This is a genomic window from Elizabethkingia occulta (genome assembly GCF_002023715.1).
Classification (GTDB): domain Bacteria; phylum Bacteroidota; class Bacteroidia; order Flavobacteriales; family Weeksellaceae; genus Elizabethkingia; species Elizabethkingia occulta.
The window spans coordinates 444,268-469,149 of sequence record NZ_MAHX01000016.1 but is presented as its reverse complement, the minus strand read 5'-3'; the positions used below and the strand labels follow the sequence as shown (position 1 = coordinate 469,149).

General features: G+C 37.1%; 17 protein-coding genes, 2 tRNA genes and 1 riboswitch. Of the genes, 11 read left to right on the top strand and 8 right to left on the bottom strand.

Annotated elements, in window-relative coordinates:
- Nucleotides 1-6: 6 nt before the first annotated feature.
- Nucleotides 7-387 carry a RidA family protein gene (locus BAZ10_RS12740; protein WP_009087415.1) on the bottom strand — a complete coding sequence of 127 codons (381 nt, stop codon included), beginning with the start codon at nt 385-387 and terminating at the stop codon, nt 7-9.
- Between the two features lie 26 nt (nt 388-413).
- Nucleotides 414-3,020 (bottom strand): putative LPS assembly protein LptD, encoded by a 2,607-nt coding sequence (locus BAZ10_RS12735; RefSeq protein ID WP_078772366.1) that lies wholly within the window; start codon nt 3,018-3,020, stop codon nt 414-416.
- 45 nt (nt 3,021-3,065) lie between these two features.
- Between BAZ10_RS12735 and BAZ10_RS12730 the strand changes: the two genes are divergently transcribed.
- The 10 genes from BAZ10_RS12730 to BAZ10_RS12690 all read left to right on the top strand — a co-directional run bounded on the left by BAZ10_RS12730 (nt 3,066) and on the right by BAZ10_RS12690 (nt 13,916).
- On the top strand, nt 3,066-4,364 hold the full coding sequence (locus BAZ10_RS12730; RefSeq protein ID WP_078772365.1) for an N-acetylmuramoyl-L-alanine amidase family protein: 1,299 nt from the start codon (nt 3,066-3,068) through the stop codon (nt 4,362-4,364).
- 61 nt (nt 4,365-4,425) lie between these two features.
- Nucleotides 4,426-4,497 (top strand) — tRNA-Glu (locus BAZ10_RS12725).
- A gap of 70 nt (nt 4,498-4,567) precedes the next feature.
- Nucleotides 4,568-4,822, top strand: a complete 255-nt coding sequence (rpsT, locus tag BAZ10_RS12720) for a 30S ribosomal protein S20 (RefSeq protein ID WP_021348600.1) — start codon at nt 4,568-4,570, stop codon at nt 4,820-4,822.
- Between the two features lie 12 nt (nt 4,823-4,834).
- A tRNA-Glu gene (locus BAZ10_RS12715) sits at nt 4,835-4,909 on the top strand.
- 150 nt (nt 4,910-5,059) lie between these two features.
- Entirely contained in the window at nt 5,060-5,821 is a 762-nt protein-coding gene (locus BAZ10_RS12710; protein WP_078772364.1) for a GntR family transcriptional regulator, read from the top strand.
- Nucleotides 5,822-5,924: 103 nt separating this feature from the next.
- Nucleotides 5,925-9,215, top strand: a complete 3,291-nt coding sequence (locus BAZ10_RS12705; RefSeq protein WP_078772363.1) for a glycoside hydrolase family 38 C-terminal domain-containing protein — start codon at nt 5,925-5,927, stop codon at nt 9,213-9,215.
- 205 nt (nt 9,216-9,420) lie between these two features.
- A complete protein-coding gene (locus BAZ10_RS19370) occupies nt 9,421-9,546 on the top strand; it encodes a hypothetical protein (RefSeq protein ID WP_260262381.1) in 126 nt (41 codons plus the stop codon).
- A 298-nt stretch (nt 9,547-9,844) separates the two neighbouring features.
- On the top strand, nt 9,845-10,786 hold the full coding sequence (locus BAZ10_RS12700; RefSeq protein ID WP_078772361.1) for an ROK family protein: 942 nt from the start codon (nt 9,845-9,847) through the stop codon (nt 10,784-10,786).
- 14 nt (nt 10,787-10,800) lie between these two features.
- Nucleotides 10,801-12,555, top strand: coding sequence for a class I mannose-6-phosphate isomerase (locus BAZ10_RS12695; protein ID WP_078772359.1), 1,755 nt, complete (start codon nt 10,801-10,803; stop codon nt 12,553-12,555).
- 5 nt (nt 12,556-12,560) lie between these two features.
- Nucleotides 12,561-13,916 carry a sugar porter family MFS transporter gene (locus tag BAZ10_RS12690; RefSeq protein WP_078772357.1) on the top strand — a complete coding sequence of 452 codons (1,356 nt, stop codon included), beginning with the start codon at nt 12,561-12,563 and terminating at the stop codon, nt 13,914-13,916.
- 74 nt (nt 13,917-13,990) lie between these two features.
- Here the strand turns inward: BAZ10_RS12690 and BAZ10_RS12685 are convergent, their stop codons facing one another.
- Nucleotides 13,991-15,484 carry a RagB/SusD family nutrient uptake outer membrane protein gene (locus BAZ10_RS12685; RefSeq protein WP_078772356.1) on the bottom strand — a complete coding sequence of 498 codons (1,494 nt, stop codon included), beginning with the start codon at nt 15,482-15,484 and terminating at the stop codon, nt 13,991-13,993.
- Nucleotides 15,485-15,499: 15 nt separating this feature from the next.
- Complete coding sequence (locus BAZ10_RS12680) at nt 15,500-18,418, bottom strand: SusC/RagA family TonB-linked outer membrane protein (protein ID WP_078772355.1); 2,919 nt, start codon at nt 18,416-18,418, stop codon at nt 15,500-15,502.
- Nucleotides 18,419-18,501: 83 nt separating this feature from the next.
- A riboswitch (SAM riboswitch) is annotated at nt 18,502-18,597 on the bottom strand.
- A 308-nt stretch (nt 18,598-18,905) separates the two neighbouring features.
- On the opposite strand from BAZ10_RS12680, the gene BAZ10_RS12675 reads away from it, so the two are divergent.
- Nucleotides 18,906-19,316, top strand: coding sequence for a type II 3-dehydroquinate dehydratase (locus BAZ10_RS12675; protein WP_078402981.1), 411 nt, complete (start codon nt 18,906-18,908; stop codon nt 19,314-19,316).
- A gap of 81 nt (nt 19,317-19,397) precedes the next feature.
- Here BAZ10_RS12675 and pckA read toward each other — a convergent pair whose 3' ends face one another.
- The 4 genes from pckA to BAZ10_RS12655 form a co-directional block, all read right to left on the bottom strand.
- Nucleotides 19,398-20,981: a phosphoenolpyruvate carboxykinase (ATP) gene (gene pckA / locus BAZ10_RS12670; RefSeq protein ID WP_078772353.1), complete on the bottom strand. Its 1,584-nt coding sequence runs from the start codon at nt 20,979-20,981 to the stop codon at nt 19,398-19,400.
- A gap of 95 nt (nt 20,982-21,076) precedes the next feature.
- The gene (locus tag BAZ10_RS12665) at nt 21,077-21,988 is read right to left on the bottom strand and encodes a GYDIA family GHMP kinase (protein ID WP_245803809.1); all 912 of its coding nucleotides are present in this window, start codon (nt 21,986-21,988) and stop codon (nt 21,077-21,079) included.
- Nucleotides 21,989-22,044: 56 nt separating this feature from the next.
- Entirely contained in the window at nt 22,045-22,920 is an 876-nt protein-coding gene (fabD, locus tag BAZ10_RS12660) for an ACP S-malonyltransferase (protein ID WP_078772352.1), read from the bottom strand.
- Between the two features lie 60 nt (nt 22,921-22,980).
- Nucleotides 22,981-24,882 carry an amino acid ABC transporter substrate-binding protein gene (locus tag BAZ10_RS12655; RefSeq protein WP_078772350.1) on the bottom strand — a complete coding sequence of 634 codons (1,902 nt, stop codon included), beginning with the start codon at nt 24,880-24,882 and terminating at the stop codon, nt 22,981-22,983.

Below are 24,882 nucleotides of genomic sequence, written 5' to 3'. Positions count from 1 at the left end.
GTTCTACTAACCCTTATGTGCAATCATAGAAATTTCTACATTCACATTCTTAGGAAGACATGAAACCTGAACCGTTTCTCTCGCCGGATAGCAAGAAGAATCAAGGTAAGATGCATAGATATCATTCATTACAGCAAAATCATCCATATTCTTCAGAAAGATTGTAGACTTTACAACATCTCTGAATGTTAATCCTGCAGCATCCAGAATAGCTTGCAAATTCTTCATTACCTGATGTGTTTCTTTCTCGATACCATCAAGTATTTTCCCTGTTGCAGGGTCCATTGGAATCTGTCCTGAAATATACAAAACACCATTGATCATATTCGCTTGAGAATAAGGTCCGATTGCCGCTGGCGCATTGTCTGTAGAAATAATTTCTTTCATGATTAATTTTCGTCAAATATATAAAATTAGAACGAACTTGTCGTATTAGGGAAACTCCTTGATTTATACTTCACTGCGTCTCTCAGGATATTTGCTTTAATCCCGATAAAGAAGTCATAAACCTTATATGGCCCTCCGGTAGGAACCCAGTTGAAGTTAATTGTAAAGCTTCGCTGATCTCTGGAGAAACCTATACGGGTATATGCCAGCTGCCCCGTAACAACGTCATAATAAGTACTACCATTGATATTCCAATAAGGCGTAAGCTTTATACTACCGTCCAATCCCACTGAGAAAGTTTTTGTTCCGGTACGGGTTAAGCCCTTATTATAGCTATATTGTGCATTCACATTTAAAGTCCATGGCTGCTTGAATCTTGCATAGTAATTATCGTCGAAATAATAATTTTCGTAACGTATTTCCCCTTTAGTTTTATATTCTTTTGCAGGATCTTTTCTTTCACCTAAAATAGCTTCAGATAAAGGTAATGATAGTTGCGCATTGAAATTAGCAATGCTAAACGCCCCAAACTTTTCAGTTCTTATTCCTTGCTCTATACCTGGTAAAAATTCAGTTTTATAAGGATCCAACATCATAGACATATTTACATTCAGCTTATTCTTAAAGAACGAAGACTGCGTGTTGATATTAATCATTGACCATTTATACTTTGGAGCAGCAAAGTTATAGTTTCCGGAGACATTCAGGTTTTCAAAAATCTTTACTTTTTCAACACCTGTAGAGTCTTTTTTAGACTTAACTTTCATCTCCAGACTATTATTAATATTAAAGCCAATAGACTGTGTTAATCCTGTTCCGGGAGAACCATAAATACCTCCTTCAAAAATAGAATAAGGTACAAGCATACCTGTTCTGTCATAGTATTCATTATAATATCCCCATGACTGAGCACTGAAGTCCGGCGCATAATTAAAGCTGATACTTGGTGTAACCATGTGTCTTATCGCCTGAACTTTAGAGTTCTTATTAAATTTCAGCATCCCGTACAATACAGTTTGCAAACTTGCCGAAGTCGTAAACGTGCTGAATCCTGATATATTCTTTTTATAATTATTATCAATCTTATCGGTAACAGGATTATAGTTTCTGTCCAATGTTTTAGTTGTCATAACGTTATTCACATTAGCACTAAGTGAAAACGTAAAATACTTGAATAATGGTGTATTGGTAGTTAACCCTATCGTATTCTGCAATCCTGTCTGCATTTTATCAAACATAGCCTTAGTGAATAATTCATCCTGTTTAGCATTTACGTAGTTAGTAAATGATAGATTTGTATTCACATTAATATTCTCTAACAGACCGGTCCTGACTCCAGTTTTTGGCTTAAACAGATAAAACTGGTTAACATTTACCGTTAATTGCGGCAAACGAAGATCTACCAAACCTGTTGCAAAGTTTTGAGAGTAAGATGCAGTTCCGTTTATCGTAACCGGGAGATTTAGAAATCTTTTGGTAAAGGAGATGGAAGAACTCTGTTGTGTATTAAGTGCATTACCCTGGAAAATATAATTATTATTAAGGGTATTATTATAGAACTTGGTGCTTACAATATCGACTGATGCAGAAAAATTAAAATACGGATTAGCTTTTGTATCCTGAGAATGCCTCCATCCTATCCTGTATGTACTACTTTGTGAATAACCGTCAAGCCCTTTAATTCCCACAACACGCGATCCGAATTCCGCTATAAAGTTACCGGTATAACGGTAATTTTTCTTATAGCCTATTTCCGGTCGCAAGTTCCAGCTTCCTTTAGTATAAATATCACTAAGAATTTTAAGATCAAAATGCTCACCTATTGGCTGATAATAACCTAATCCGTTAAGGAAGAAACCAACATCTTCTCTTTCACCAAAGCTGGGAATAAGGATTCCGGCACTTCTCTTTTCGGAAAACGGAAGGATTGCAAACGGAAGCACTAGAGGTGTCGGTACATTTTCAATATACATCTGAATAGGACCGGTAATAACCCGCGAACTTTCCTTTCCTTTTATCATCTTTATTTTAGGCGCCAGCAAATAATAATCGGACATTGAATCCTTCTTCTTCAGGAAATATTCATCTGTTGTGTATTTCCCTTGCCTCAGATAATATATAGAGTCATTTGCTTTCTTAGTCTTACTGGCAACAATAGCCCCCTCACTCTCTTCAGTCCGGGTGTTGTAAGCTATTGCTTTATTGGTCTTATAGTTATAGTTAAGACTTTCGGTTTCATATTTTTTTCCTCCCTGTGTAGTAATTACCGGAGAAACAATTTTTCCTTTATCATTAAGTTTTCCTCTAGCAAAAATCTGATTTTTGTCCCAGTCTATAGATATATAATCAGCATCAATCTGAGTATCCTGATACACTACTGTAGCATTTTTATTCAGGATTGTCATCTTTTTAGGGACATCACTTTTATTGTTATCTGCTTTGGTTTTTACTACGTCAGCTATCTTCTCTGTTTTAAGCAGAGAATCTGACTTTATACTATCCGTTTTCACCGATATAGTGTCTGATACAACCTTTTTTCCCTTAACAGCCTGCTTAGTATTCTGTGCTAAAAAACTGTTAAAAATTAGGAAAATTAAAATATGTAAGGTATTTTTGAAACCGTTTGAACCCAAATCTATTCTATAATTATTCGGGTCAAAATTAGCAAAATTTAAAAAATGAAGATGAATAACCCCTTATTTAATCTTAAAAAATATTTATTCCTGCTTGCAGGCGTCCTTTTTATCAGCCTTTCGGCTCAAAAAAAATTTACACTTGTTATAGATCCCGGGCACGGAAATAAGAATGGCTCCGCCAGAACTTATTCTGATCTGGGTGAAGTAAGAGAGGATCATGTCGTATTAGCCGTCGGGCTAAAATTGGGTAAGCTTCTCGAGAAGAACAAAGACATAAAGGTTATTTTTACCAGAACGTCGGATGTCCTTCCTTCACTAACAGAAAGAACGAATCTAGCCAACAGAAGTAAAGCCGACTTATTTGTTTCCATCCACTGTAATGCAACAGGAACCAATAACGGTTCCGCATATGGTACTGAAACTTATATACAGGGACCCAATCAGAACAGCACGAACCTGGAGGTTGCTAAGCGAGAAAACTCGGTAATCTATCTGGACAAAGAAGACCGTCAAAACTTTGCCTCATACGATCCAAATTCTCCGGAATCACTTATTGCCCTGAAACTCCAGCAAAGCAAATATTTGGAGAGCAGCTTGCTTATCGGTAGTATGGTGGAAGAAAATTTTGAAAAAAAAGATAAAAGGCTTTCCCGTGGAGTAAAGCAAGCCAACTTGCACGTTTTACGACTTAATGCAATGCCTTCCATTCTCGTAGAAACAGGTTTTGTCAACAATTACGAGGAAGCACAGTATTTGATCTCTGAAAAAGGACAGCAGGAAATAGCAGAATCTATTTATGAGGCTATTATTAATTACAAAAAAGCCGTTGAGCGAAACAGAGGCTCTGTAAGCGTAGAAGAAGCTAAACCTGTAAAAGTAGAGACACCTCTGAAGAATGACTTCAGAATACTCTTAATGACAACCCAGAACAGGTATAATGAAAATGATCCTGCCCTGAGAGGACTTAACTATATACTCCCGGTAAAGGAAGGTGTATTTTACAAATACTATTACGCCACTACAAATCTGGCATCTGTAAAAGACGGAAATATAAAAACAGCTAAAGACGCTGGCTTTATAAACGCTGTTGCTATTGGTTTTGTACCCAATGCAGTTATTGCAAAAGGCTATTACACAATAGAGGTTGCTGTTTCTAAAGAGAAACTCAATAGTTCTTCCTATATACTTCAGACCCTTAAAGACATTAAACGTGACAAAAGAGATGGTATATTCTACTATACTTTTGGCAAGGTAAACACCTTAGAGGCGGCTATTAAGCTCCAAAAAACACTAGAAGAAAAAGGCATTAAGAACACAATTATTGAAAAAGTTACAGAATAATTGAAAAATTATTTTGCAGTATCAAAAAAACGTTCTATATTTGCACTCACAAAAATCAAATGGCCTATTCGTCTAGTGGTTAGGACTCAAGATTTTCATTCTTGCAACAGGGGTTCGATTCCCCTATAGGCTACAAGTTTTTTGTAAAAATTATTTTGGTAATTAAAAAGATTTTTATATCTTTGCAAAAGTTTTAAAAAGTTATGGCAAATCATAAATCAGCTCTTAAAAGAATTAGACAAAACAACGTTAGGAGATTAAGAAACAGATATTATCACAAGACAGCTAGAACAGCAGTTAAAGTGTTAAGAAGTGAGACTGAAAAGGCTTCTGCTACTGAGCAATTGCCAAAAGTAATCTCTTTACTAGACAAGTTAGTTAAAAAGAACATTATTCACAAGAATAAGGCTGCTAACTTGAAAAGTAAACTAACTAAGCACGTTAATAAGTTAGCTTAATATAAAATTTAAGGCCCGTTCGTCTATCGGTTAGGACCTCAGATTTTCATTCTGGTAAGAGGGGTTCGATTCCCCTACGGGCTACCAAAGCTCTCAACAAATGTTGAGAGCTTTTTTTATAGCTATATCCCTAGAATATTGGTTTTGTATTTAGCTTAGCATTTATTCATATTTGAGTTTTATAAAAAATTTTCATAACTTAAAAAATATTTTCTATCTTCGTACTTTCTCATATGTATGAACATACTAGCTAAAAACTTTACAATTGATCATAACAGCAAACTGCCTCTACATGTACAGGTAGAAGAACTTTTTCGTAAACTAATCAAAATGGAAGTTTATAAAAAAGGAGCTTTGCTACCAAAAGAAGTAGATTTAGCTAACATTTGGGGAGTATCCCGGAACACCATCCGCCAGGCAACAAACAAACTGGAGCACGAAGGCCTTATTATACGTAAAAAAGGTGTAGGAACCCGTGTTGCGGAAAAGAAAAGTCTGGTAACCGGACTAGACCATTGGTATAGTTTTACGAGAGAAATGCAGGAGAAGGGAATCAATGTTATCAATCAGTTATTAAAGACTGAGGAAATACAGCCAAATGAAGAAATCTGCAATTTCTTCAGCATTACACCAGATAAAAAAATATTCAAACTCTCCAAACTAAAAGGAGAAAACTCGGGAGATCCTATTGTTTACTTCGAAAGTTATTTTCATCCAAGAATCGGAATTAATAAAAATGATGATTTCGATATGCCATTATACAGCATGCTTCAGGATCATTTCGGAGTTATAGTAGACCGCTCACGCGAAAACATAAGTGCCTGTCATGCAGGTGCTGTAATAGGGAAAAAGTTAAAGGTTCCTGCTACTTTTCCTTTATTAAAAAGAGAACGTTTTGTTTATGATATAAACGGAAAGCCTGTAGAATATAATGTAGGCTACTACCGTTCCGACAAATTCACCTATACCATAGATATAAATAAGTCTACGGAAAGTTGATTTTATTTTTTTTGCTTTTAATATGTTCAAACATTCTAACATATAACCATAAAAAATGAAGCTCATGTATTACAGGTATTTTCTTTTGCTAATGTCCTTCTGTATGGCAGGCAATTTTATTTATGCCCAAAAAAAGGTTCCGTATTTTGGCAATATAAATGCTATAAACGGATATGAAAATGAAATAAGCGGTGAGAATATTGATTATTTTTCTGCATTTCCGGATCACGCAACCCGTGCATTACTCACCAGAACAACCGATGGGGTCAAGACAATAGAATGGGAGACAGCTAAAGTCCCTCAAAAAAATTCCGGCCCATATGTATATTTCAATTGGCTGGTATCACATTCTTCAGGCAGTAGTGGAGGTATCCGTAATTTTGATTTGTATATAAACGATCAAAAGGCACTAACCCTTAGCACCTACCCTGCCAACCAGCATCCTACATGGATTTCCAAAGCTGCCGATAGTACTGCTTTTGTTTTTAATCAAACCAAAATGGACGGACTGAAAGACTCATACGGTATTGCCTATCTAAGGGTTCCTGTAAATAAAGTAACACCCGGTAAGCCTCTCCGATTAAAATTGGTAGGGCAGGCACAAAACAGCAGAGACTGGTTTATGACTTATAAATTTACTTTTCAGGAAAAAATGGATGCCAATGCAACTCCTTTCATACTGAAAGATGGCAAAAGACTGATTACTCTTACAACACTGCATTTCGGGTCGGAAGAGAAGATCACTGCAAAGATAGACAACAAAGACAGTTTTACTTTTACAATGCCAGATGGCATTAAAACATTTGACATTCCTGTAACACTTCCACAAGCCGGAGGCAATGTACAGCTAACTGTAACCTCAGGAAAAAAAGAGCTTCTGCGCAAAACTATACAGGCAGGCACTATTGTTCCACGTACTTTATACTTCATTCACCATTCTCACACTGATGTAGGATATTCCCATTTACAGGCAGAAGTGGAAAAGATTCATACTAAAAATATTTATGATGCATTGAAGATGATTGATGAAACCCGAAATCTTCCTGAAGAAGCTCGTTTTAAATGGAATGTAGAAGCGCTTTGGGATGTAGAGAATTTTATACAAAAGGCTACACCCGAAGATAAAAAGGCTTTTGTAAAAGCTGTAAAAGAAGGAGGAATCGGACTTTCTGCTATGTATGGTAATATACTGACAGGACTTAGCCAGCCGGAAGAACTATTCCACTACACTGAATATGCGCAGAAGCTGGAGAAAGAATATGGTCTTAAGATCAACAGTGCTATGATGTCTGATGTTCCTGGTTTTGCATGGTCACTTGTTCCTGCACTAACCACTTCCGGAGTAAAATATTTTTCCAGTGGTCCCAATTATTTAGGAAAAACAAATCCTTACCTGGGTGACCGTGTCGGAAATTTTGTTAAAAACTGGGGAGACAAACCTGTATGGTGGCAGTCTCCATCCGGAAAAGAAAAAATATTATTCTGGACAGCCGGAAGAGGCTATTCATCATGGCATGGTATTCATCCCGGAGCGGTATTCGAGACTGGTCAAAGAAAAATTGCAGAATACCTTGATGATCTTACCCGAACTAATTATCCATACGACATTGTACAATGGCGTTACAATATTGTATCGGACAACGGACCTATTGATCCCTCAATATCAAAGTTTGTAGATGAATGGAATAAAAAATATACTTCTCCAAAAATTGTACTGAGCACTAATGAGAATATGTTTGAGGTATTTGAGAAAAAATATGGAGACCACCTTCCTGTAGTAAAAGGAGATATAAGCCCGCACTGGGAAGATGGTGCGATGTCTACAGCTAAAGAAGAAGGAATAAACAGAAACAGCGGCCTGAAACTACAGCAGCTAACTACTCTTTATTCTATGCTAAATCCCCGCCTGTATAACAGTCAGAGTTTTTATGATGCATGGCGGAATGTAATTCTTTTTCATGAACACACATGGGGAGCCTTCAATAGTATCACAGCTCCTGACCTGCCATTTGTAACCGATCAATGGAAGGTAAAAAGACAATTTTCACTTGAAGGAAATTCTATTGCCAACCAATTGGAAAAAGACCTGTTGCAACCTCTGACTAATCCGGGGTCTAAAAAGATTGAGGTTTTCAATACCTCTTCCTGGTCACGCAGCGGAGTTGTAACTATTCCTGCAACTGCAGAAGGCAATAGTGTCCAGGATGCAGCAGGCAACAAAATGCCATTACAAAAGCTGGAAAATGGTACAATGGTATTTATGGCAAAGAATATTCCGGCGTTAGGCTCAGCAGTCTATACTATTATTAAAAATAAAACATTAGGAGCCACACCCTTTGTAGTCACCAACAATAGTGTATCAAACGGAAAAATTACACTGACCTGGGATAATAACACGGGAAGTATTACCAATTTTACAGATAATGGCACAACTAATTATGCAGGAAGTTTCAACAATCAGGGACTGAACAGCTATTGGTATGTACCGGGATCAGATCCCAATGAAGCTAAGTCAAACACTGAAGTGCAGACAAAAATATTGGAGAATGGACCTGTAACAGTAAAAATCCTATTAACAGCAGATGCTCCCGGAGCCAACAAACTGGAAAGAATCATCACCCTATATAAAGACAGTGATGAGGCATTATTGGAGAATATTGTAGACAAAAAACCAGTTCGAACTAAGGAGTCCGTACATTTCGGTTTTCCGTTCAATTCCGGTTTCAAAAATATTACTGCTGATGCCGGTTATGGTATTATGAAATACCTTACCGATCAACTCCCAGGATCTAATATGGATTACTGGTATAGCCGCCGCTGGGTAGATGCTTCTTCCGGGCAGAAAGGAATTCAGTGGATGATGATAGAAACACCATTAACGGAAGCTGCAGAAATGATAGATGAAAGAATGCTTATTGATAATAGTCATAAGAAATGGAAAGATAAAGGCACTCCCGGAACTACTAACTGGTTTAGCTATGCGATGAACAATTACTGGCATACCAACTACAAAGCAGATCAGGAAGGCCCTGTACATTACCGCTACGCACTCCGTCCTCACGATACTTTTAATTCTGTGGAGAATGAAAAGTATGCAGCTGCATTTACACAACCTCTTATCGCTATTCCTGTAAACGAAAAAGCAGCTATCAAAGGAAGTCTTTTCAACATGAAAAATGATAAAATTGTGGTAACAAGTATAACACCTCAGGACGATCAAAGCTTTATGATAAGGCTTTATAATCCTGATGAAAAAGAGCAGACAACCACATTTACATGGGAAAGACTAAAACCTTCTAAGCTCATTTATAACAAAACTGGAAAGGAAATATCCATAAACGATTTAGTTAGTCTAAATAGCATGGATGTAATTGAAATAAAGGCAATTCCATAAATTAAATATTCCGGATAGTATTTTAAAACATTACATACAGCCAGAAATAATATCAAAACTTGTCATGGCTATCAATGTGTGGATAAAAGGAATCGAAACAGTACAAATATATAGTAGTACAAGGCTAACCAACATACTTAATACCTTATAATTCTGTACAAGATCATTCCATACAAAGCAAATTGTGGATAAACTGTTAAGAAATATGAAAACCTCCGCAATAGAAGGAAAATCTCAGAATATTTATTCACCAAACACTGTGGATAAGCATGTGAAAACAACCCCTTTTGTGGATAAAAATGTAAAGTTCTGCTGTATGAATAGAAGCTAAGTGTTATACCAGAATTAGCAACTTTCAGAGATAAGGAAGGTGTCAAAATAAAAAAGAGAATTTCAAACAACAATATAGTCCCGGATTTCGCATTTGAACATAATATCCGGTAGAAAATATCTCGTTTGGAATTCTCAAACAGGAGAAATTGTGGATAAACTGGATCAGTATCAGAAAATCCTCGGTATAAATAGATCAGAGCTTATTTTTTATTCACCAAACATTGTGGATAAGCATGTTAAAACAACCCATTTTGTGGATAAAAAACAGCGTTATTCCGTAAATAAAAACTAAAAAAATGTCAAAACCAGTTATTGCCATAGACATGGGTGGCACCAAAATAAAAATTGGAATTGTTCATCAAGATACTATTCTGGCATCAGCTTCTATAGATTCTTATTCAGGAGAAGGTCTTAGACCAAGACTACCCCTTATAAAAGAAATTGTGGATAAACTACTAGAAAGAGCAGAAACTCCCATTACAAGCGTGTCAGGGCTCGGTATTTCTTCACCAGGAATTGTTGATAACCATAGAAAAATGATACTATCTGTGGATAAAAAATTCGGTGATGCACCGGGTATAAATCTGGAAGAATGGTGCTTACTAACATTCGGAATTCCGTTTTTTATAGAAAATGATGCTCGCTCCGCTCTTCTCGGAGAATGGAAACATGGAAACGCAAAGGATGCTGACAATGTTATACTGATGACACTAGGTACAGGAGTAGGAAGTGCTGCGGTAACAGAAGGCCAATTATTAAGAGGTAAACACTTCACTGCAGGTATAATGGGTGGGCACTTTGTTATCAATTATAAAGGCAGCCTGTGTAATTGCGGAAATAAGGGCTGCGTAGAAACAGAAGCTTCTACCTGGAATATTACCAATATTGCAAAATCCGAAAAGAGCTTTACAAAAAGTAGGCTGGCAGATTTTCCGGTAATTGATTACGAACTTATCTTCAGATTAGCTGAAGAAGGAGATGCAACCGCCATACATCTGCGTGAACAAAGCCTGCAAGCATGGTCAGCTTCCGCCATCAACCTCATCCATGCTTATGACCCGGAGATACTTGTACTCACTGGAGGCATTATGGCAAGCAGCACACACATCATTCCCTATATCAGAAAACAAGTTGAAACCCATACATGGACTCCTTGGGGAAAAGTTGATATCAGAGAAGGGAAATTCCCGGCAACAGCAGCATTGCTAGGCATCGCTCATGTAGTAAATAATGGATAAATAAAAGAATACAAATGAAATCAAATTTTAATAAATTTCCTGTCATCGAAATACAAAATCACAACTGTATAAGCGGATGGGAAAACATTGCAGAAGAAGTTGAAATACACACGCCCAAGGTAATCGCTATTGAATGCTATTCCGGGGTATATACCGAGGAGATTAACGCCTCGTTACAAGAATTACTAAAGCCTGAGTTAATCATAAATACCATACAGGCAATGAAACCGGAAAGCGAAATTTCCGCACTGACACAGCCCTTTGTAACAGACGATCCTGTTTTTGGCAATTTAACATCACTGGAACTTGAAAATTATTTTGATATTTCTAAAGTAAACAGTCTTCGCAATCGTATAGCCGCTACCAATAATCTTGTAATCGTTACAGGCCCAGGAGCTACATTAATTGCCAGACAGGCAGATCTTTGCATTTACGCAGATATGCCACGATGGGAAATACAATTGCGTTACCGTAAAGATACTGCCTGCAATCTAGGTAAAACAAATTACAACGACTCTTTCGCCTATAAATATAAGCATGCATATTTCGTAGACTGGCGCGTATGCGACCGCTACAAAAAACGAATATTAAGCAACTGTCAGCTCTTTCTGGACACTACCAAACCTCATCAACCTAAAATGATAAGTATTGATGCTTTATACGATGCTATGCAAGAGACGATAAAACGTCCATTCAGAGTCGTTCCGTTTTTTGATCCCGGTCCATGGGGAGGACAATGGCTGAAAGAAGTCTGCGATCTGGACAGAAGCCTGCCTAACTATGCATGGGGATTCGACTGTGTTCCGGAAGAAAATAGTCTCTTGCTAGGATTCGGTGAGCAGGTAGTGGAAATACCATCTGTAAATTTGGTATTTTTCCAGCCGGAAGCTTTATTGGGGAAACAAGTATACAAAGGATTTGGTGATGAATTCCCTATCCGTTTTGACTTTCTAGACACTATGGGAGGAGGTAATCTTAGCCTACAGGTACACCCTCTAAAAGAGTATATCAAAGAAAAATTTGGTATGTCTTATACACAGGATGAAAGCTATTATATACTAGATTCCGGAGAAGATTCTTTTGTGTACCTTGGTTTAAAAGAAAACATTAATCCCGATGAGATGATGAAAGATCTGGAAGCTGCACAAAATGACAATATAATTTTCGATGCAGAACAGTATGTACAGAAATGGAATGTTCACAAACACGATCATGTATCCATACCTGCAGGAACAATACATTGTTCGGGAGCAAACACTGTTGTTTTAGAAATTAGTGCCACTCCCTACATTTTCACATTCAAGCTATGGGACTGGGGGCGCATGGGACTTGATGATAAACCGCGTCCAATATCTTTGGAACATGGCAAAAATGTAATACAATGGGATCGTACAACATCGTGGACAAAAGAGAATATACTAAACCTTACAGAAGCCGTTTCTGAAGGAGACGGATGGCGGGAAGAACGTACAGGACTGGATGCTTTATCTTTCATAGAAACCAGAAGACACTGGTTTACTAAAAAGGTAGTTCACCATACCGGAGGTGTAGTTAACGTTATTAACCTTATAGAAGGTAGAGAGGCCATTGTAGAAAGCCCTGACAACAGCTTCGAACCTTACATTATCCATTATGCAGAAACATTCATAGTACCTGCAAATATTGACACTTACACCATAACACCACATGGAGAAAGTGCCGATCAGGAATGCGCAACAATAAAGGCAAGCATACGTACAAATATGATTGCTGAAAAAGTTCTAAAATAGACGATATGCAATCAGCAGTTAATTCAGGTATTATTTACAAAGCAACTCTTGTAGCTTCTGTTGGCGGATTATTATTTGGCTATGATACAGCTGTAATATCAGGTGCCATAGGTTTTATGCGCAGCTTTTATCAGCTTTCAGATATTATGACGGGTTGGGTAGCCTCTTGTGCATTATTAGGCTGCATTGCAGGTGCCATGTATTCCGGCAAGCTTAGTGATCGCGCAGGGCGAAAAAAGGTTCTGATGCTCTCGGCGGTTCTCTTTACAATTTCTTCTATTGGTACAGCAATGGCTCCTAGTCTTTGGTTTTTTGTTCTATTCCGTATTATAGGAGGAATGGGAATAGGTATTGCTTCAATGCTATCTCCCATGTATATTTCCGAAATGGCTCCTGCTCCAGTAAGAGGTCGATTAATTTCTGTTTTTCAGCTTGGGATTGTTACAGGAATTCTTGTTATTTATTTTGTAAACGCATACATTGCAGGCATACACAATGAAGCCTGGAATATTTCTACAGGATGGCGGTGGATGTTTGGCTCCGGCATTATTCCTTCTGTAATTTTTATACTGTTATTAATAACTGTACCTGAAAGCCCTCGTTGGCTTGCCAGCCAAAAGAAACAATCTGAAGCGTTGGCTATTCTAAGCCTGATCAACGGTAATAAAGCTGCACAACAGGAGCTCGATTCTATCAATGAATCCCTGAAGGATGAAGCACCTTTTTCTTTAGCCTCACTAAAAGGTTCTAAATTAAAAAAAGCGCTGATTACCGGTATATTACTAGCTGTATTTTCACAATTTACAGGAATTAATGCGATAATGTATTATGCGCCTGAGATTTTTAAATCAACAGGCACAGGTACAGATTCCGCATTTATACAAACCATACTCGTAGGTATTATTAATGTTGCTTTCACTCTTGTTGCAATAAAATATGTAGACTCCTGGGGGCGAAAAAAACTATTACTCTCAGGTATTTCCGGCATGACTGTATGTCTTTTTATTGTAGGCCTTACATTTTATACTCAACAACAGGGCTATCTGGTCCTTATTGCAATACTGGGCTATATTGCCTTTTTTGCAATGTCACTTGGCCCGCTAACATTTGTGGTTATTGCGGAAATTTTCCCTACAAAATCCCGGGCGACAGCAATGTCTATCGCTACTTTTTTTCTGTGGCTGGCTGTATTTCTTGTATCACAAACCTTTCCTATTCTAATAGGATCTATAGGCAGCGCTTATACCTTCTGGCTATATACCTTAATCTCCGTACTTGCCTTTCTATTTATCCGGAAATATATTCCTGAAACAAAAGGCAAAACACTGGAAGAAATAGAAGCAAGCTGGACCAAGGAATAAAATAGCTGAATCAAAAAAAAATTCCGGGAATAATAATTCCCGGAATCCGATTTAAAAGTAAAGTAAGATAATAATTAAAGATTAGGATTGCTTTCCGTTTCTTTTTGTGGTATTGGGAAGATATAATAACGACTATTGGGTGCAAATTCACTTTTATCAGGGAAAGTAAATACAGAATGTCCTCTTGCATCTACTTCTTTTACTGTTCCATCTGGTGTAGTTATTTTAACTTTTATAGGCTTTCCATCAGCGGTTGTATAAGGGTTTCTTACAACTTTCCCCTGAGTACGGATAATATCGGATAACGAAAATCCTTCGCCGAATAATTCTTTTCGTCTTTCAATCAGTACTTCTTTTAGTACCGCTTCTGCATTCAGACTTCCGTTATAAAGATTTGCTTTTCTGGCAGCCTTTAGAAGATTAAGATTCGTTACTGCTTCAGATACATTTCCTGATCTTGCATAGCCTTCTGCTGCAATCAGATACATTTCGGCAGATCTCATGTACACAATATCAGCAATTAAATTCGGTTTGAATTTGAACTTTTTATATCTCAGCAGACCTTCACGCCCCTTTAGTCCGTCCCATTCAAACAACTGATATCTTATATCATTTGTATCAAATAAATCTTTAAAGAACGGATCTGCCATGAAACTATAATAGTAACTGCCGGAAGAAGAAACATCCAGATAATGGAATGCATAACTTTCACTAGATTGCTCTTGCGTTTGTCCATGCCCCCAAATCCACTCGGAATTGTTAATATCATTGAAACCTTCTGAATATTTTTCGGTTGGCATAAAGGTATATCCTGTTCTTGCTGTATTTGCAGCCTCAGCAGCCTTCAGCCACTCTCCTGTATTCAGGTAAGTTCTGGCTAAAAGCCCATTAACAACAGACAGATCAATCTTATCTTTGTTATTTCGCTTATAGCTTTTCAATAAATTTTTAGCATCTAAAAGGTCACTTTTTATCAGGGTATAAAGCTCTTCGAGACTCGCTCTTTTATTACCTACCGAATTAATAGTAGCCGGCTGGGTATAAATTGGCACTGTTAAAGCTGCTTTGTCTTTTTGGTAGCTAAACTGATAAAAACTTGCCAGGTTAAGATAACAAAAAGCTCTGAAAGCCTTTGCCTGGCCTTTTACCTGATCTTTCTTATCCTGTGAACCTTCTATATTATCTATTCTACTCAGTACATTGTTCATGTTATTTATTGCAGAATAAAACAGGTTCCAAATAAATAAAGTACGGCTTCCGGCATTATTTACAAGATCTGTAAATGCATAGGCAGAGTTGAATCCATATTTATTAGTCAGTACCGCAACATCACTCCCCATTGCATCACTTGCGCGAAGTACTGTAGAGTAACCAATGTTAGCATAGGTTGTTCCGTCATCATTAAATTTCGCCCAGGCTCCATTAACTACCGTTTCGGCATTATCTGCAGTTTTAAAAACTTCTTCTTCGTTGGCCTGGTTAGTGGGTGCTGTTTCCAGCTCTCTCTCACAACTTATAAAAACAGAAGCTGCAAAAGCCAGAAACAATGTATATTTTATTTTTGTCATGTTCTTTATTTTTAATTAAAATGTTGCCTGTAATCCGAAAGTCACTGTTCTCATTGCCGGATATCTGTAATAGGTTGTTCCGTCAACTGTCTGCTCAGGATCCATTCCTTTATGCCCGTAGAATGTTAATAAATTCTCACCCTGCAGATAGATTCTGAATCTCTGAAGTCCAAGATTAGCGAAAGTATCTTTTGGTAATGTATAACCTATACTCACATTTTTAAGTCTTGCATACGTACCGGAATAAAGGAACCTTGTTGATGTGGACGTCCAGTTATTGGTTGTGGTACTAAGTGCCGGAACATCTGTATTTCTATTTTCAGGTGTCCATCTGTTCAGTATTTCTTCACCCCAAGCCCTTCCTGCAGAATTTCCATTAGACAATAGCATTGTATAATCACTATCCAGTATTTTCCCGCCTATACTGTATGATAATAATGCAGAGAAATCGAAGTTTTTATAGGTTATAGATGTGCTAATACCTCCTATCCATTTAGGCAGAGAGGAGCCTTGCAACATTTTGGTCGCTTTGGAGTATTCAGAAGTTGTTCCCTCTATCGTATTTCCGCTAGCATCTGTTGTTTGTGTTTTCCATAATGGAGCTCCGTTGTTAGGATCTACTCCTGCCCATGTCGGAATAAAGAAGTCATATACAGATCCTCCTACCTGCAGCAGTTTTGTACCGCTAACAATAGAACCTTTTGGTAATTTTGTAATCTTATTTTTTGTAGTAGTAGCATTGATATCCAAATCCCAACGGAAATTTTCCGTTTTTATGGGTGTTGTCTGCAGGCTAATCTCGAATCCGGTATTCTGCAACTCACCAATATTATCGGAATAACCGTTGAATCCTACAGATGGTGCCAATGGCATTGTAAATAATAAATCTTTACTCTGTCTTTTAAAATATTCTACATTACCTCTGATTCGGTTATTCAGAATAGCAAATTCTAATCCTACATTCAGGTTCAGATTGGTTTCCCATTTCAGGTCCGGCGTTGGTAGCCTGCTCGCCACAGTTCCTCCTTCACCAAGATTATTATAAAAAGCGTATAAACTCTGATATGCATATAATGTACTTAACCCATCATTACCTTGTCCTCCATAACTGGCTCGTAATGTCAACTGATCAAAAAAGTTAAGGTTCTTTACAAAGTCTTCGCTCGAAAGTTTCCAAGATCCACCAACTGACCAAAACGTTCCCCAACGATTTTTAGGAGAAAATCTTGAAGATCCGTCTGCCCTTACTGATCCGGCCAAGAAATATTTGTTCTGATAATCATATTCCACTTTTCCTAAGAAACTAAGTAATGATCTCTTATCACTATTCCCGCTAAATCCACCTAATAGGGCTGCAGCATCCGGTTCATAATATCCCGGCAGAGAGAACTGACTTCTGTTACCTGAAATAACCTGATACTCATACTGGTAAAATTCTTGTCCTGCCAATACATTAAAATGGTGCTGTCCAAATTTTTTATCGTAGGTTAAAATATTACTGGTTGTATAAGAAAGTGTTCTGTCGCTACTTTTGGATACGGACCCACCAGTTTCTTTTCCTTGCCCTAAAAGTAGGTTGGTGTAATAATGCGTATTAAGACTTACCAAATCCACAGACAAGCTTGATTTGAATTTAAGTTCCGGAAGGAAAATAAACTCTAAGAATCCTTTACCAGAGAAATTATCAATTTTTCTTTCATTTTTATCCAGAGGGAGCGTTGCTGCTGCGTTCTCATTCTGTAAAGCACTGGTAGGTCTGTATTTACCAAAATCGTATATTCTGTTTCCATTTTTATCCAAAACATAACTTCCATTTTCATTCCTTTCATAATATGGATAAAATGAAGGGATTACCCTAGCAGCATTTATGACATTGTCTGTTCTGGAATCTGATGCCGGTGGTGCTTGCTGAAGCGTATTAACGTAGCTTAAGTTAGCTCCGGCATTCAACCAGCTTTTCACTTGTGAGTTTACTTTTAATCTCGCACTGTATCTTTTGAATCCCGATTCTATAGCCATTCCTTTCTCATCCAAATAACCAAGGGAGAAGAAATAGTTTCCTTTTTCGTTACCTCCACTTAAGTCCAAATCGACCTGGCTTCTGGATGCAGTTCTTTGCAAGACATCACGCCAATCATCATTCCATAAAGCGGTAGCTCCCGGCAACAACTTACCATCCAGACCAACTGGTTTAGGATAAGCCGGACCGTATGGATTAATTCCTAAACTGGAAATAAGATTGTCTGTTGCCATTTGTGCAGCCTGACTTTGAGAAATTTTAGGAGACACATAGCCATTCCTTAGAGCTTCCCAGTATAACTGAAAATACTGATCTGTATTTACCTGCTTATAATCTTTTACTGCACGCCCAGAAAATCCCTGGCTAATATTGAAGTTGATTTTAGACTCTCCTTTTTTCCCGGATTTAGTTGTGATTACAATAATCCCATTTGCACCTCTGGAGCCATACAGCGCACTTGCTGTTGCATCTTTTAGTACACTGATAGATTCTACATCATTAGGATTTATAGCATTTATATTTCCATCGTAAGGAATACCATCTACCACATAAAGCGGAGAACTGGATGCACTTATAGAGCCTATCCCTCTAATTCTTATTGCTGCTGTTTCGCCTGGTTGCCCTGAAGCACTTACAGCCTGCAATCCCGGAACCTGCCCTTCTAAAGCTTTGGTAATATTGGTAATTGGTCTGGTTTCAATCTTGCTTCCGGAAACTGTTGCAACAGATCCTGTATAGCTAGATCTCTTTGCTTTTCCATAAGCTACAACGACTACTTCATCAATTTCTTTTTCCCGAAGAGAATCTTTCTTTCCTTTTGTATTCTGACCATAAATCCCCGAAACTCCCAGGAAGAATACCGCTACCCCTATCGGTATTCTAATATTAGCTTCTATTGCTGATTTTCTAAGCATATTAATATTTTTTAATTATCTATCAAAAAAATTCCCTTTGCATAATAGACAGCAAAGGGCATTTATAAATACAAAATACCTATTGCTTATCTTTCCTTAAAGGCTGAATGTAACACCTTGCATCGAGCAGGTTGTCAAGATATCATCGGGTCAGTTCCCTCTATCTTTCTTTATAAGCTTGGTTATAATTATGGGACAAAGTTATAAATAGAACATCTATCAAACAAGTAGGTTTTTAGATTTGTTAAGAATTTTTAACAAAATTGAAATTGAAAAATTCACAAAATACTGTTAAATAAAGCGATGAGGAAAATTCAATAAAATTGAAGCCTGATAAATATCATGTAAAATAAATGTTTAACAAACGATCGTTAGCAACAAACGAATACAGTGCAATATTTACGGTTAATTTTAGCTTTTGGGCATCATTAAAACATAATAGAAATTGGATTTTGGTTGTTTTTGCAAAAACATCTAAATTTATCCTATGAAAATATTAATAGTCAACGGCCCGAACCTAAATCTTTTGGGAACAAGGGAACCTGAAATATATGGAACAACCTCTATGGAGGATTATCTGCAAGAACTTAGACAAGAATTTGCTCAGGATGAGATCTTGTATTATCAGTCAAATATTGAAGGGGAGCTTATCAACAAAATACAAGAAGATGATTTCGATGCTCTTGTTGTTAATTTTGGAGCCTTCACCCACTACTCTTATGCCTTGGCTGATTGCCTGAAGAATATTCGTAAACCGAAAATAGAGGTTCATATCAGCAACATTTACAAGCGTGAGGAATTTCGTCAGAAATCGGTAACAGCAACATATACTGATGCAATTCTTTCGGGGTTTGGAATGAAGGGATACAGATTGGCTTTACTGCACCTGGTCCATTAAAAAAATTACTCTTACAAATACAAACAAAAAAAATCCTCAGTTAAAATTAACTGAGGATTCTTAACTTAAGAAAAGTTTATCTTAAATCACTTCTGCTTCTTTTCTTGGAGCTCCTGCTAAGATGCTTTCATCTTTAATGTCATCGAATCTTTCGAAGTTTTTATGGAAAGCTGATGCCAAAGATCTTGCTTTCTCAATATAAGCATCGTAAGAATCCCAGCTGTTTTCCGGTAGTAACATAGACTCGTCGGAAACACCTTCACATGATACAGGAATCTGTACCTTAAAGATAGGACTTTCTTTGTAATCAACATCATTTAATTTACCATCTAATGCAGCAGAGATAAGAGCTCTTGTATCTTTAAGGCTCATACGCTTCATCTTACCGTTGAAACCAGTATTTACCAACCATACTTTTGCATCTGCACTTTTTATTTTTTCAGATAACATTTTCCCATACTCAGTTGGGTGAAGAGGCATAAACGCAGCACCAAAACAAACAGAGAATGTTGTTTGTGGTTCTGTTACACCAACCTCAGTACCTGCAACTTTGGAAGTATATCCTGAAATAAAGTGATATGCTGCCTGCTCCGGAGTAAGTCTGGAGATTGGAGGCAATACACCAAATGCATCAAATGTGAGGAAGAAAATATTTTTAGGATTCTTTCCAATAGAAGGAACCTGAATATTGTTAATAAAATCAATTGGATAGCTTACACGTGTATTAGGCGTAATGCTGTCGTTTGTATAATCTGCCTCACCATTCTCATCAAAAAATATATTTTCAAGAATAGCACCTGGCTTTATTGCACCATAGATATCTGGTTCTTTTTCTGCAGAAAGATCAATAGCTTTAGCATAACATCCGCCTTCAATATTGAATACAGTATTATCCGGAGTCCATCCATGCTCATCATCACCGATTAGTTTTCTGTTCGGATCTGCTGAAAGGGTTGTTTTACCAGTACCTGACAGACCGAAGAAAATAGCTGTTTCCCCATCTGCTCCTGCATTAGCTGAACAGTGCATAGGCAATACATTCTGTTGAACCGGAAGTGTAAAGTTAAGTGCAGAGAAAATACCTTTTTTCATTTCACCGGTATAGGCTGAACCACCAATTAAGGCAATTTTTCTCTTAAAATTAAGGATAGAGAAATTATGTTGTCTTGTTCCATCTCTCTCCGGATCTGCTTTAAAACTTGGTATACAAAGAATCAACCAATCAGTTTCACCAAAAGATTCAAGTTCATCTACTGTAGGGCGGATAAACATATTGTATACAAACTGATTAGACCAAGGAAATTCGGTAACTGCAGTAATTTTTACCTGGTAGCGCTTATCTGCAACAGCAAACGCTTCTCTTGCATATAAAGGAATCTCGGAAGCATAATCTGCTACTCTGTCATATAATGCATCAAATTTTTCACTGTCAAAAGGAAGGTTTACTTTTCCATCCCACCATACTCTGTCTGCAGTAACTTCATCTTTTACGATGAATCTGTCTTTAGGAGAACGTCCTGTAAATTCTCCTGTGTTAATTGCTAAAGCGCCAGATTTTGCAACAAAACCCTGTTTGAGATTAACAGTTTCCTGTACCAGTTCTTCTGGAGACAATTGCCATTTAACATTGTCATTTTTAATTCCGAATTTTTCTAATGATCTCATTACTTTACTTTTCAATTGGCTAAAGTTAATAAAATTTAACAAGTAGCCTCAATGATATTCATCATCTTACAAAAAAGTTGATATAAAATTGATTATCAGTAAATTAATTCTTCATAAGAGAAAAAATTCGGGAATCCATTATGCAGAAAATAGCTTTTATAATCACGGAATTTTGAGGTCAAAATGAAATCTCCACCCCATGCACCCAAACTTTTGAAGAACGAAGGGGCGTTTTCAAAATATTTTTCTTTAACTGTGGGTATTTTAAGAAAATTACTCATAGTTTTTTCGTGTTCCTCCACTATAAGTGAAAATTTTTCTAAATTATCACTTTTCAAAATTTCTTCTGTAAGTTTTGAAAAATAACAGATTAGATCTTGTGATTTTTCCATTTGCCTGTACATCGTAATTCCTTCACGGGAGTCTTGTTTTTTGTTCAGGTGAACAAATAAAAGCTGGTCTTTGAAGCTTGGTGAATAATTTACAGTTTCAATAGTTTTATTTCCACCATTCCGGGTATAAATAATTGGAGCCCCGGCTTTCGCTACTGCAATATCATAACCACTTCCTCCCAAAGCAATATCATTCAGAGCAAATGCATCTACATCTCCCCATTTCGCAACATTATTGATAAGGGTAGAACTACTCCCCAATCCAAAGTTCTCGGGAAACTGCACATTAGATATCAACTTATAAGAATCATCACCGGCTAATTTTACAGAATCTAAGTCTTTAAGTGTTTTAAAAATTTTAAGAATAAAATCTGAAGCCGATTCTATATTGGTTTCCAAAATGCTAAGATTATTGTAATCTATACATGTTTTTAACCATAACTGTCCTTCCCGGTACGTTTCCCAATGGATTTGCGATTTATGATCAGTGATTATTTCAGCTGAAAGATCCTGTCCTAATTTGGTCGGAATAGCCAGAGCCTTTGCTCCGTCCAGTACAAAATACTCGGATGTCAGTAATAATTTGCCGTGAGAGAAAAAATATTGTTTATCCAAAATGGGTAATTAAAGAAGAGACACAAATTTCTTTGTGTCTCTTTATTTTTATTTGATTAAAATGCAGAAGATGTTTCGACTGCCGAATCTATTTTTTTTATCAGCCCTTGTAGGGTTTTACCTGGTCCAACCTCAACAAAGTTAGTAGCTCCGTCTTTTATCATATTTCTTACAGACTGTGTCCATTTTACTGGCCCTGTAAGTTGTTTGATAAGATTTTGTTTAATCTCTTCAGGGTCAGAAACCGCTGTAGTTGTAATATTCTGATATACCGGAATAATAGGCTTGTTGAATTTTGTAGTATTAATAGCTTCTGCCAATTCTTCCTGAGCTGGTTGCATTAAAGGAGAATGGAAAGCTCCATTTACTGGTAATAATAATGCTCTTTTGGCGCCAGCTTCTTTTAGCTTGGCCATAGCTTCCTCAACAGCCTGAGTTTCTCCGGAAATTACCAATTGTCCCGGGCAGTTATAATTAGCCGGAACAACGATCCCTTCTACAGAAGCACAAATCTCTTCAACTTTGTCATCGTCAAGACCTAAAATTGCAGCCATAGATGATGGATTAGCATCACAAGCAGCCTGCATTGCCAAAGCTCTTTTTGAAACCAGACGTAATCCGTCTTCAAAAGAAAGAACTCCATTTGCCACTAAAGCTGAAAACTCTCCTAAAGAATGTCCTGCAACCATCTGAGCTCCAAGTGCATCCACAGCCTTAACTGCTGCAACAGAGTGAATAAAGATAGCAGGTTGTGTTACTTTAGTTTTTTTCAGGTCCTCATCTGTTCCTTTGAACATTGTGGAAAGAATATCAAATCCCAGAATATCGTTAGCCGATTCCATTAAATCTTTAATTTCCTTACGGCTATCGTAAAGGTCCAATCCCATTCCAACAAACTGTGAACCTTGTCCAGGAAATACTAATGCTTTCATTCGTTTAAATTATTTTGTTTGTAAAACCTACTTAAAATTTAGTAGTATGGTAACTTCTAATTAAGGATTCAGTCGTATTACACGATACCCTTTATTAACATAAGCACCTTCTTTTGTTTTTTCGTATTCAAATTTGGTTGCCAAATGTGTCTGACTTTTGCCCATTTGTCTGAAAATTTCTCCTTTGGAATTTTCTCTGGAAAGCGCATCATTCATTACATCAAATCCTACAACCGCATATTTAGACGGGGACTTACAGAACTTCGCATTATACTGAGCCAATACTTCTTTTTCGAAGTTACCGTCAGTATTAATCTTTCTGTCCATAATGTAAACCATGTTTACTTTCCCCAGGTCTGCTTCTTTTTTATCAAAGTCATTAGAGTAGAACATACTGAATGCCTTTACTCCTGAAACTTCTTTACCTAAAGAAACCATTCTATTGGTAAAAGAAGATTTTGTAGCCTCGCTATCCGATGCCAGAACTGCAATTACTGGAGCAGACTGCCCCGTCATCATGTTCTTATCAACCTGAATATCATTAGGACTGGTTACAATATTGATGTTTGGTTTTTTAAGAGACTTTTCTAATCTTGTGCGAATATCTTCAGCATAAGCATCTCCTACAATGTATATTTTCTCTCCGTTATAAGAGTCTGAAACTTCTTTAGCAATTCTCTCTGCATAGATAGAAGCATCTGTTTCTATAATGATAAGGTTACCATATTTGTACAAATCCTTAGAATTGGCAAAAGGAGATATTACCGGGATTTTCTTTGAAGAAACATAAGACATAAGCTCTACAACATCAGACTTGAAGAATGGTCCTACAATAAGATCAGTATTGTCCTTATTAATGGAAGTTAATGCTTTCTGGAATGAAGATTCGCTCCCCTCGTCAATAACATTAATATTTAACTTTTGTCCTTTCGCTACATTTCTCTGGATTGCCAGTTTAGCACCTGTTAAAAAGTCTAATGCAGCAGTTCTGTATTTCGCATCATTGGTATCGAATCCGAACGGCAACAACAGAACAACGTTCAGTGCATCACCTGAAGATTTGATAAATGAGCTATCGCTAGATTTTTTAATTTTAAGAACCATTCCGGCTTTTAATCCGTTTGAAAGCTGAGGATTCAGTTCTATTAACTGATCCAGACTTACACCGAATTTATTCAGAATACCAAAAATAGTATCTCCCGGCTGAACGGTATAAGTAATATCGTCTGCAGCAGCCTCAGTTTTTATAGTTTCACGTTTAGGTTGTTCTACAGAAGTGTCATCTATTTTTGAAACCTTTGGTTTTTCTTCAGGTTTTATAGCTTCAGCTGCAACACTTCCACTTCCTACAACAATTGGCACTCCGGGCTGAAGTCCTTTTTCTTCCAACCCAGGATTCATACGGAATAAATCTTTCTGAGAAATATTGAATTTCTTGGTAATCTTATAATAAGTATCTTTTGGCTGTACCAGATAATTTTCTGATTTAGCAGATGTTACTAAAGGTTTTTCTTCGTGCTTTTTCTCCTGAACTACAGGCTCAGCAGTAACTTCAGCAGCACCATATTTCTTAATATTTGCAGCAGGCAGATTAATCTTCTGTCCGATTTGCAGGCCTTCCCCTAATTCAGGATTCAGTTTTTTAATATCTGCTAATGAAACATGATAATCTCTTGAAATAGCATACAAGGATTGCCCTTGTTTTACAGCTATCTGTCCTGTAGTTGTTTTGGTTGTTACTGTTTCAGTAACATTTTTTCCTGCTTTGGATATCACCACAATATCTCCAATATCCAAAGTTTTGTTTTTTATATCCGGATTCAGTGCATAGAACTGATCCAGCGTAAGACCATATTTTTTGGAAATGCTATACGGATTATCTTTAGCTATTACTGTATGTGTCTTTTGTGCAGACGCAGAAAGCCAAAAAACAGATAATGCTGATATAAATAATTTCTTCAT

What these genes read in the sequence shown, in the direction of transcription:
- BAZ10_RS12740 (WP_009087415.1), bottom strand. Translation starts at nt 387, where the DNA reads ATGAAAGAAATTATTTCTACAGACAATGCGCCAGCGGCAATCGGACCT.
- BAZ10_RS12730 (WP_078772365.1), top strand. Translation starts at nt 3,066, where the DNA reads ATGAAGATGAATAACCCCTTATTTAATCTTAAAAAATATTTATTCCTG.
- rpsT (WP_021348600.1), top strand. Translation starts at nt 4,568, where the DNA reads ATGGCAAATCATAAATCAGCTCTTAAAAGAATTAGACAAAACAACGTT.
- BAZ10_RS12710 (WP_078772364.1), top strand. Translation starts at nt 5,060, where the DNA reads ATGAACATACTAGCTAAAAACTTTACAATTGATCATAACAGCAAACTG.
- BAZ10_RS12705 (WP_078772363.1), top strand. Translation starts at nt 5,925, where the DNA reads ATGGCAGGCAATTTTATTTATGCCCAAAAAAAGGTTCCGTATTTTGGC.
- BAZ10_RS19370 (WP_260262381.1), top strand. Translation starts at nt 9,421, where the DNA reads ATGAAAACCTCCGCAATAGAAGGAAAATCTCAGAATATTTATTCACCA.
- BAZ10_RS12700 (WP_078772361.1), top strand. Translation starts at nt 9,845, where the DNA reads ATGTCAAAACCAGTTATTGCCATAGACATGGGTGGCACCAAAATAAAA.
- BAZ10_RS12695 (WP_078772359.1), top strand. Translation starts at nt 10,801, where the DNA reads ATGAAATCAAATTTTAATAAATTTCCTGTCATCGAAATACAAAATCAC.
- BAZ10_RS12690 (WP_078772357.1), top strand. Translation starts at nt 12,561, where the DNA reads ATGCAATCAGCAGTTAATTCAGGTATTATTTACAAAGCAACTCTTGTA.
- BAZ10_RS12685 (WP_078772356.1), bottom strand. Translation starts at nt 15,484, where the DNA reads ATGACAAAAATAAAATATACATTGTTTCTGGCTTTTGCAGCTTCTGTT.
- BAZ10_RS12680 (WP_078772355.1), bottom strand. Translation starts at nt 18,418, where the DNA reads ATGCTTAGAAAATCAGCAATAGAAGCTAATATTAGAATACCGATAGGG.
- BAZ10_RS12675 (WP_078402981.1), top strand. Translation starts at nt 18,906, where the DNA reads ATGAAAATATTAATAGTCAACGGCCCGAACCTAAATCTTTTGGGAACA.
- pckA (WP_078772353.1), bottom strand. Translation starts at nt 20,981, where the DNA reads ATGAGATCATTAGAAAAATTCGGAATTAAAAATGACAATGTTAAATGG.
- fabD (WP_078772352.1), bottom strand. Translation starts at nt 22,920, where the DNA reads ATGAAAGCATTAGTATTTCCTGGACAAGGTTCACAGTTTGTTGGAATG.
- BAZ10_RS12655 (WP_078772350.1), bottom strand. Translation starts at nt 24,882, where the DNA reads ATGAAGAAATTATTTATATCAGCATTATCTGTTTTTTGGCTTTCTGCG.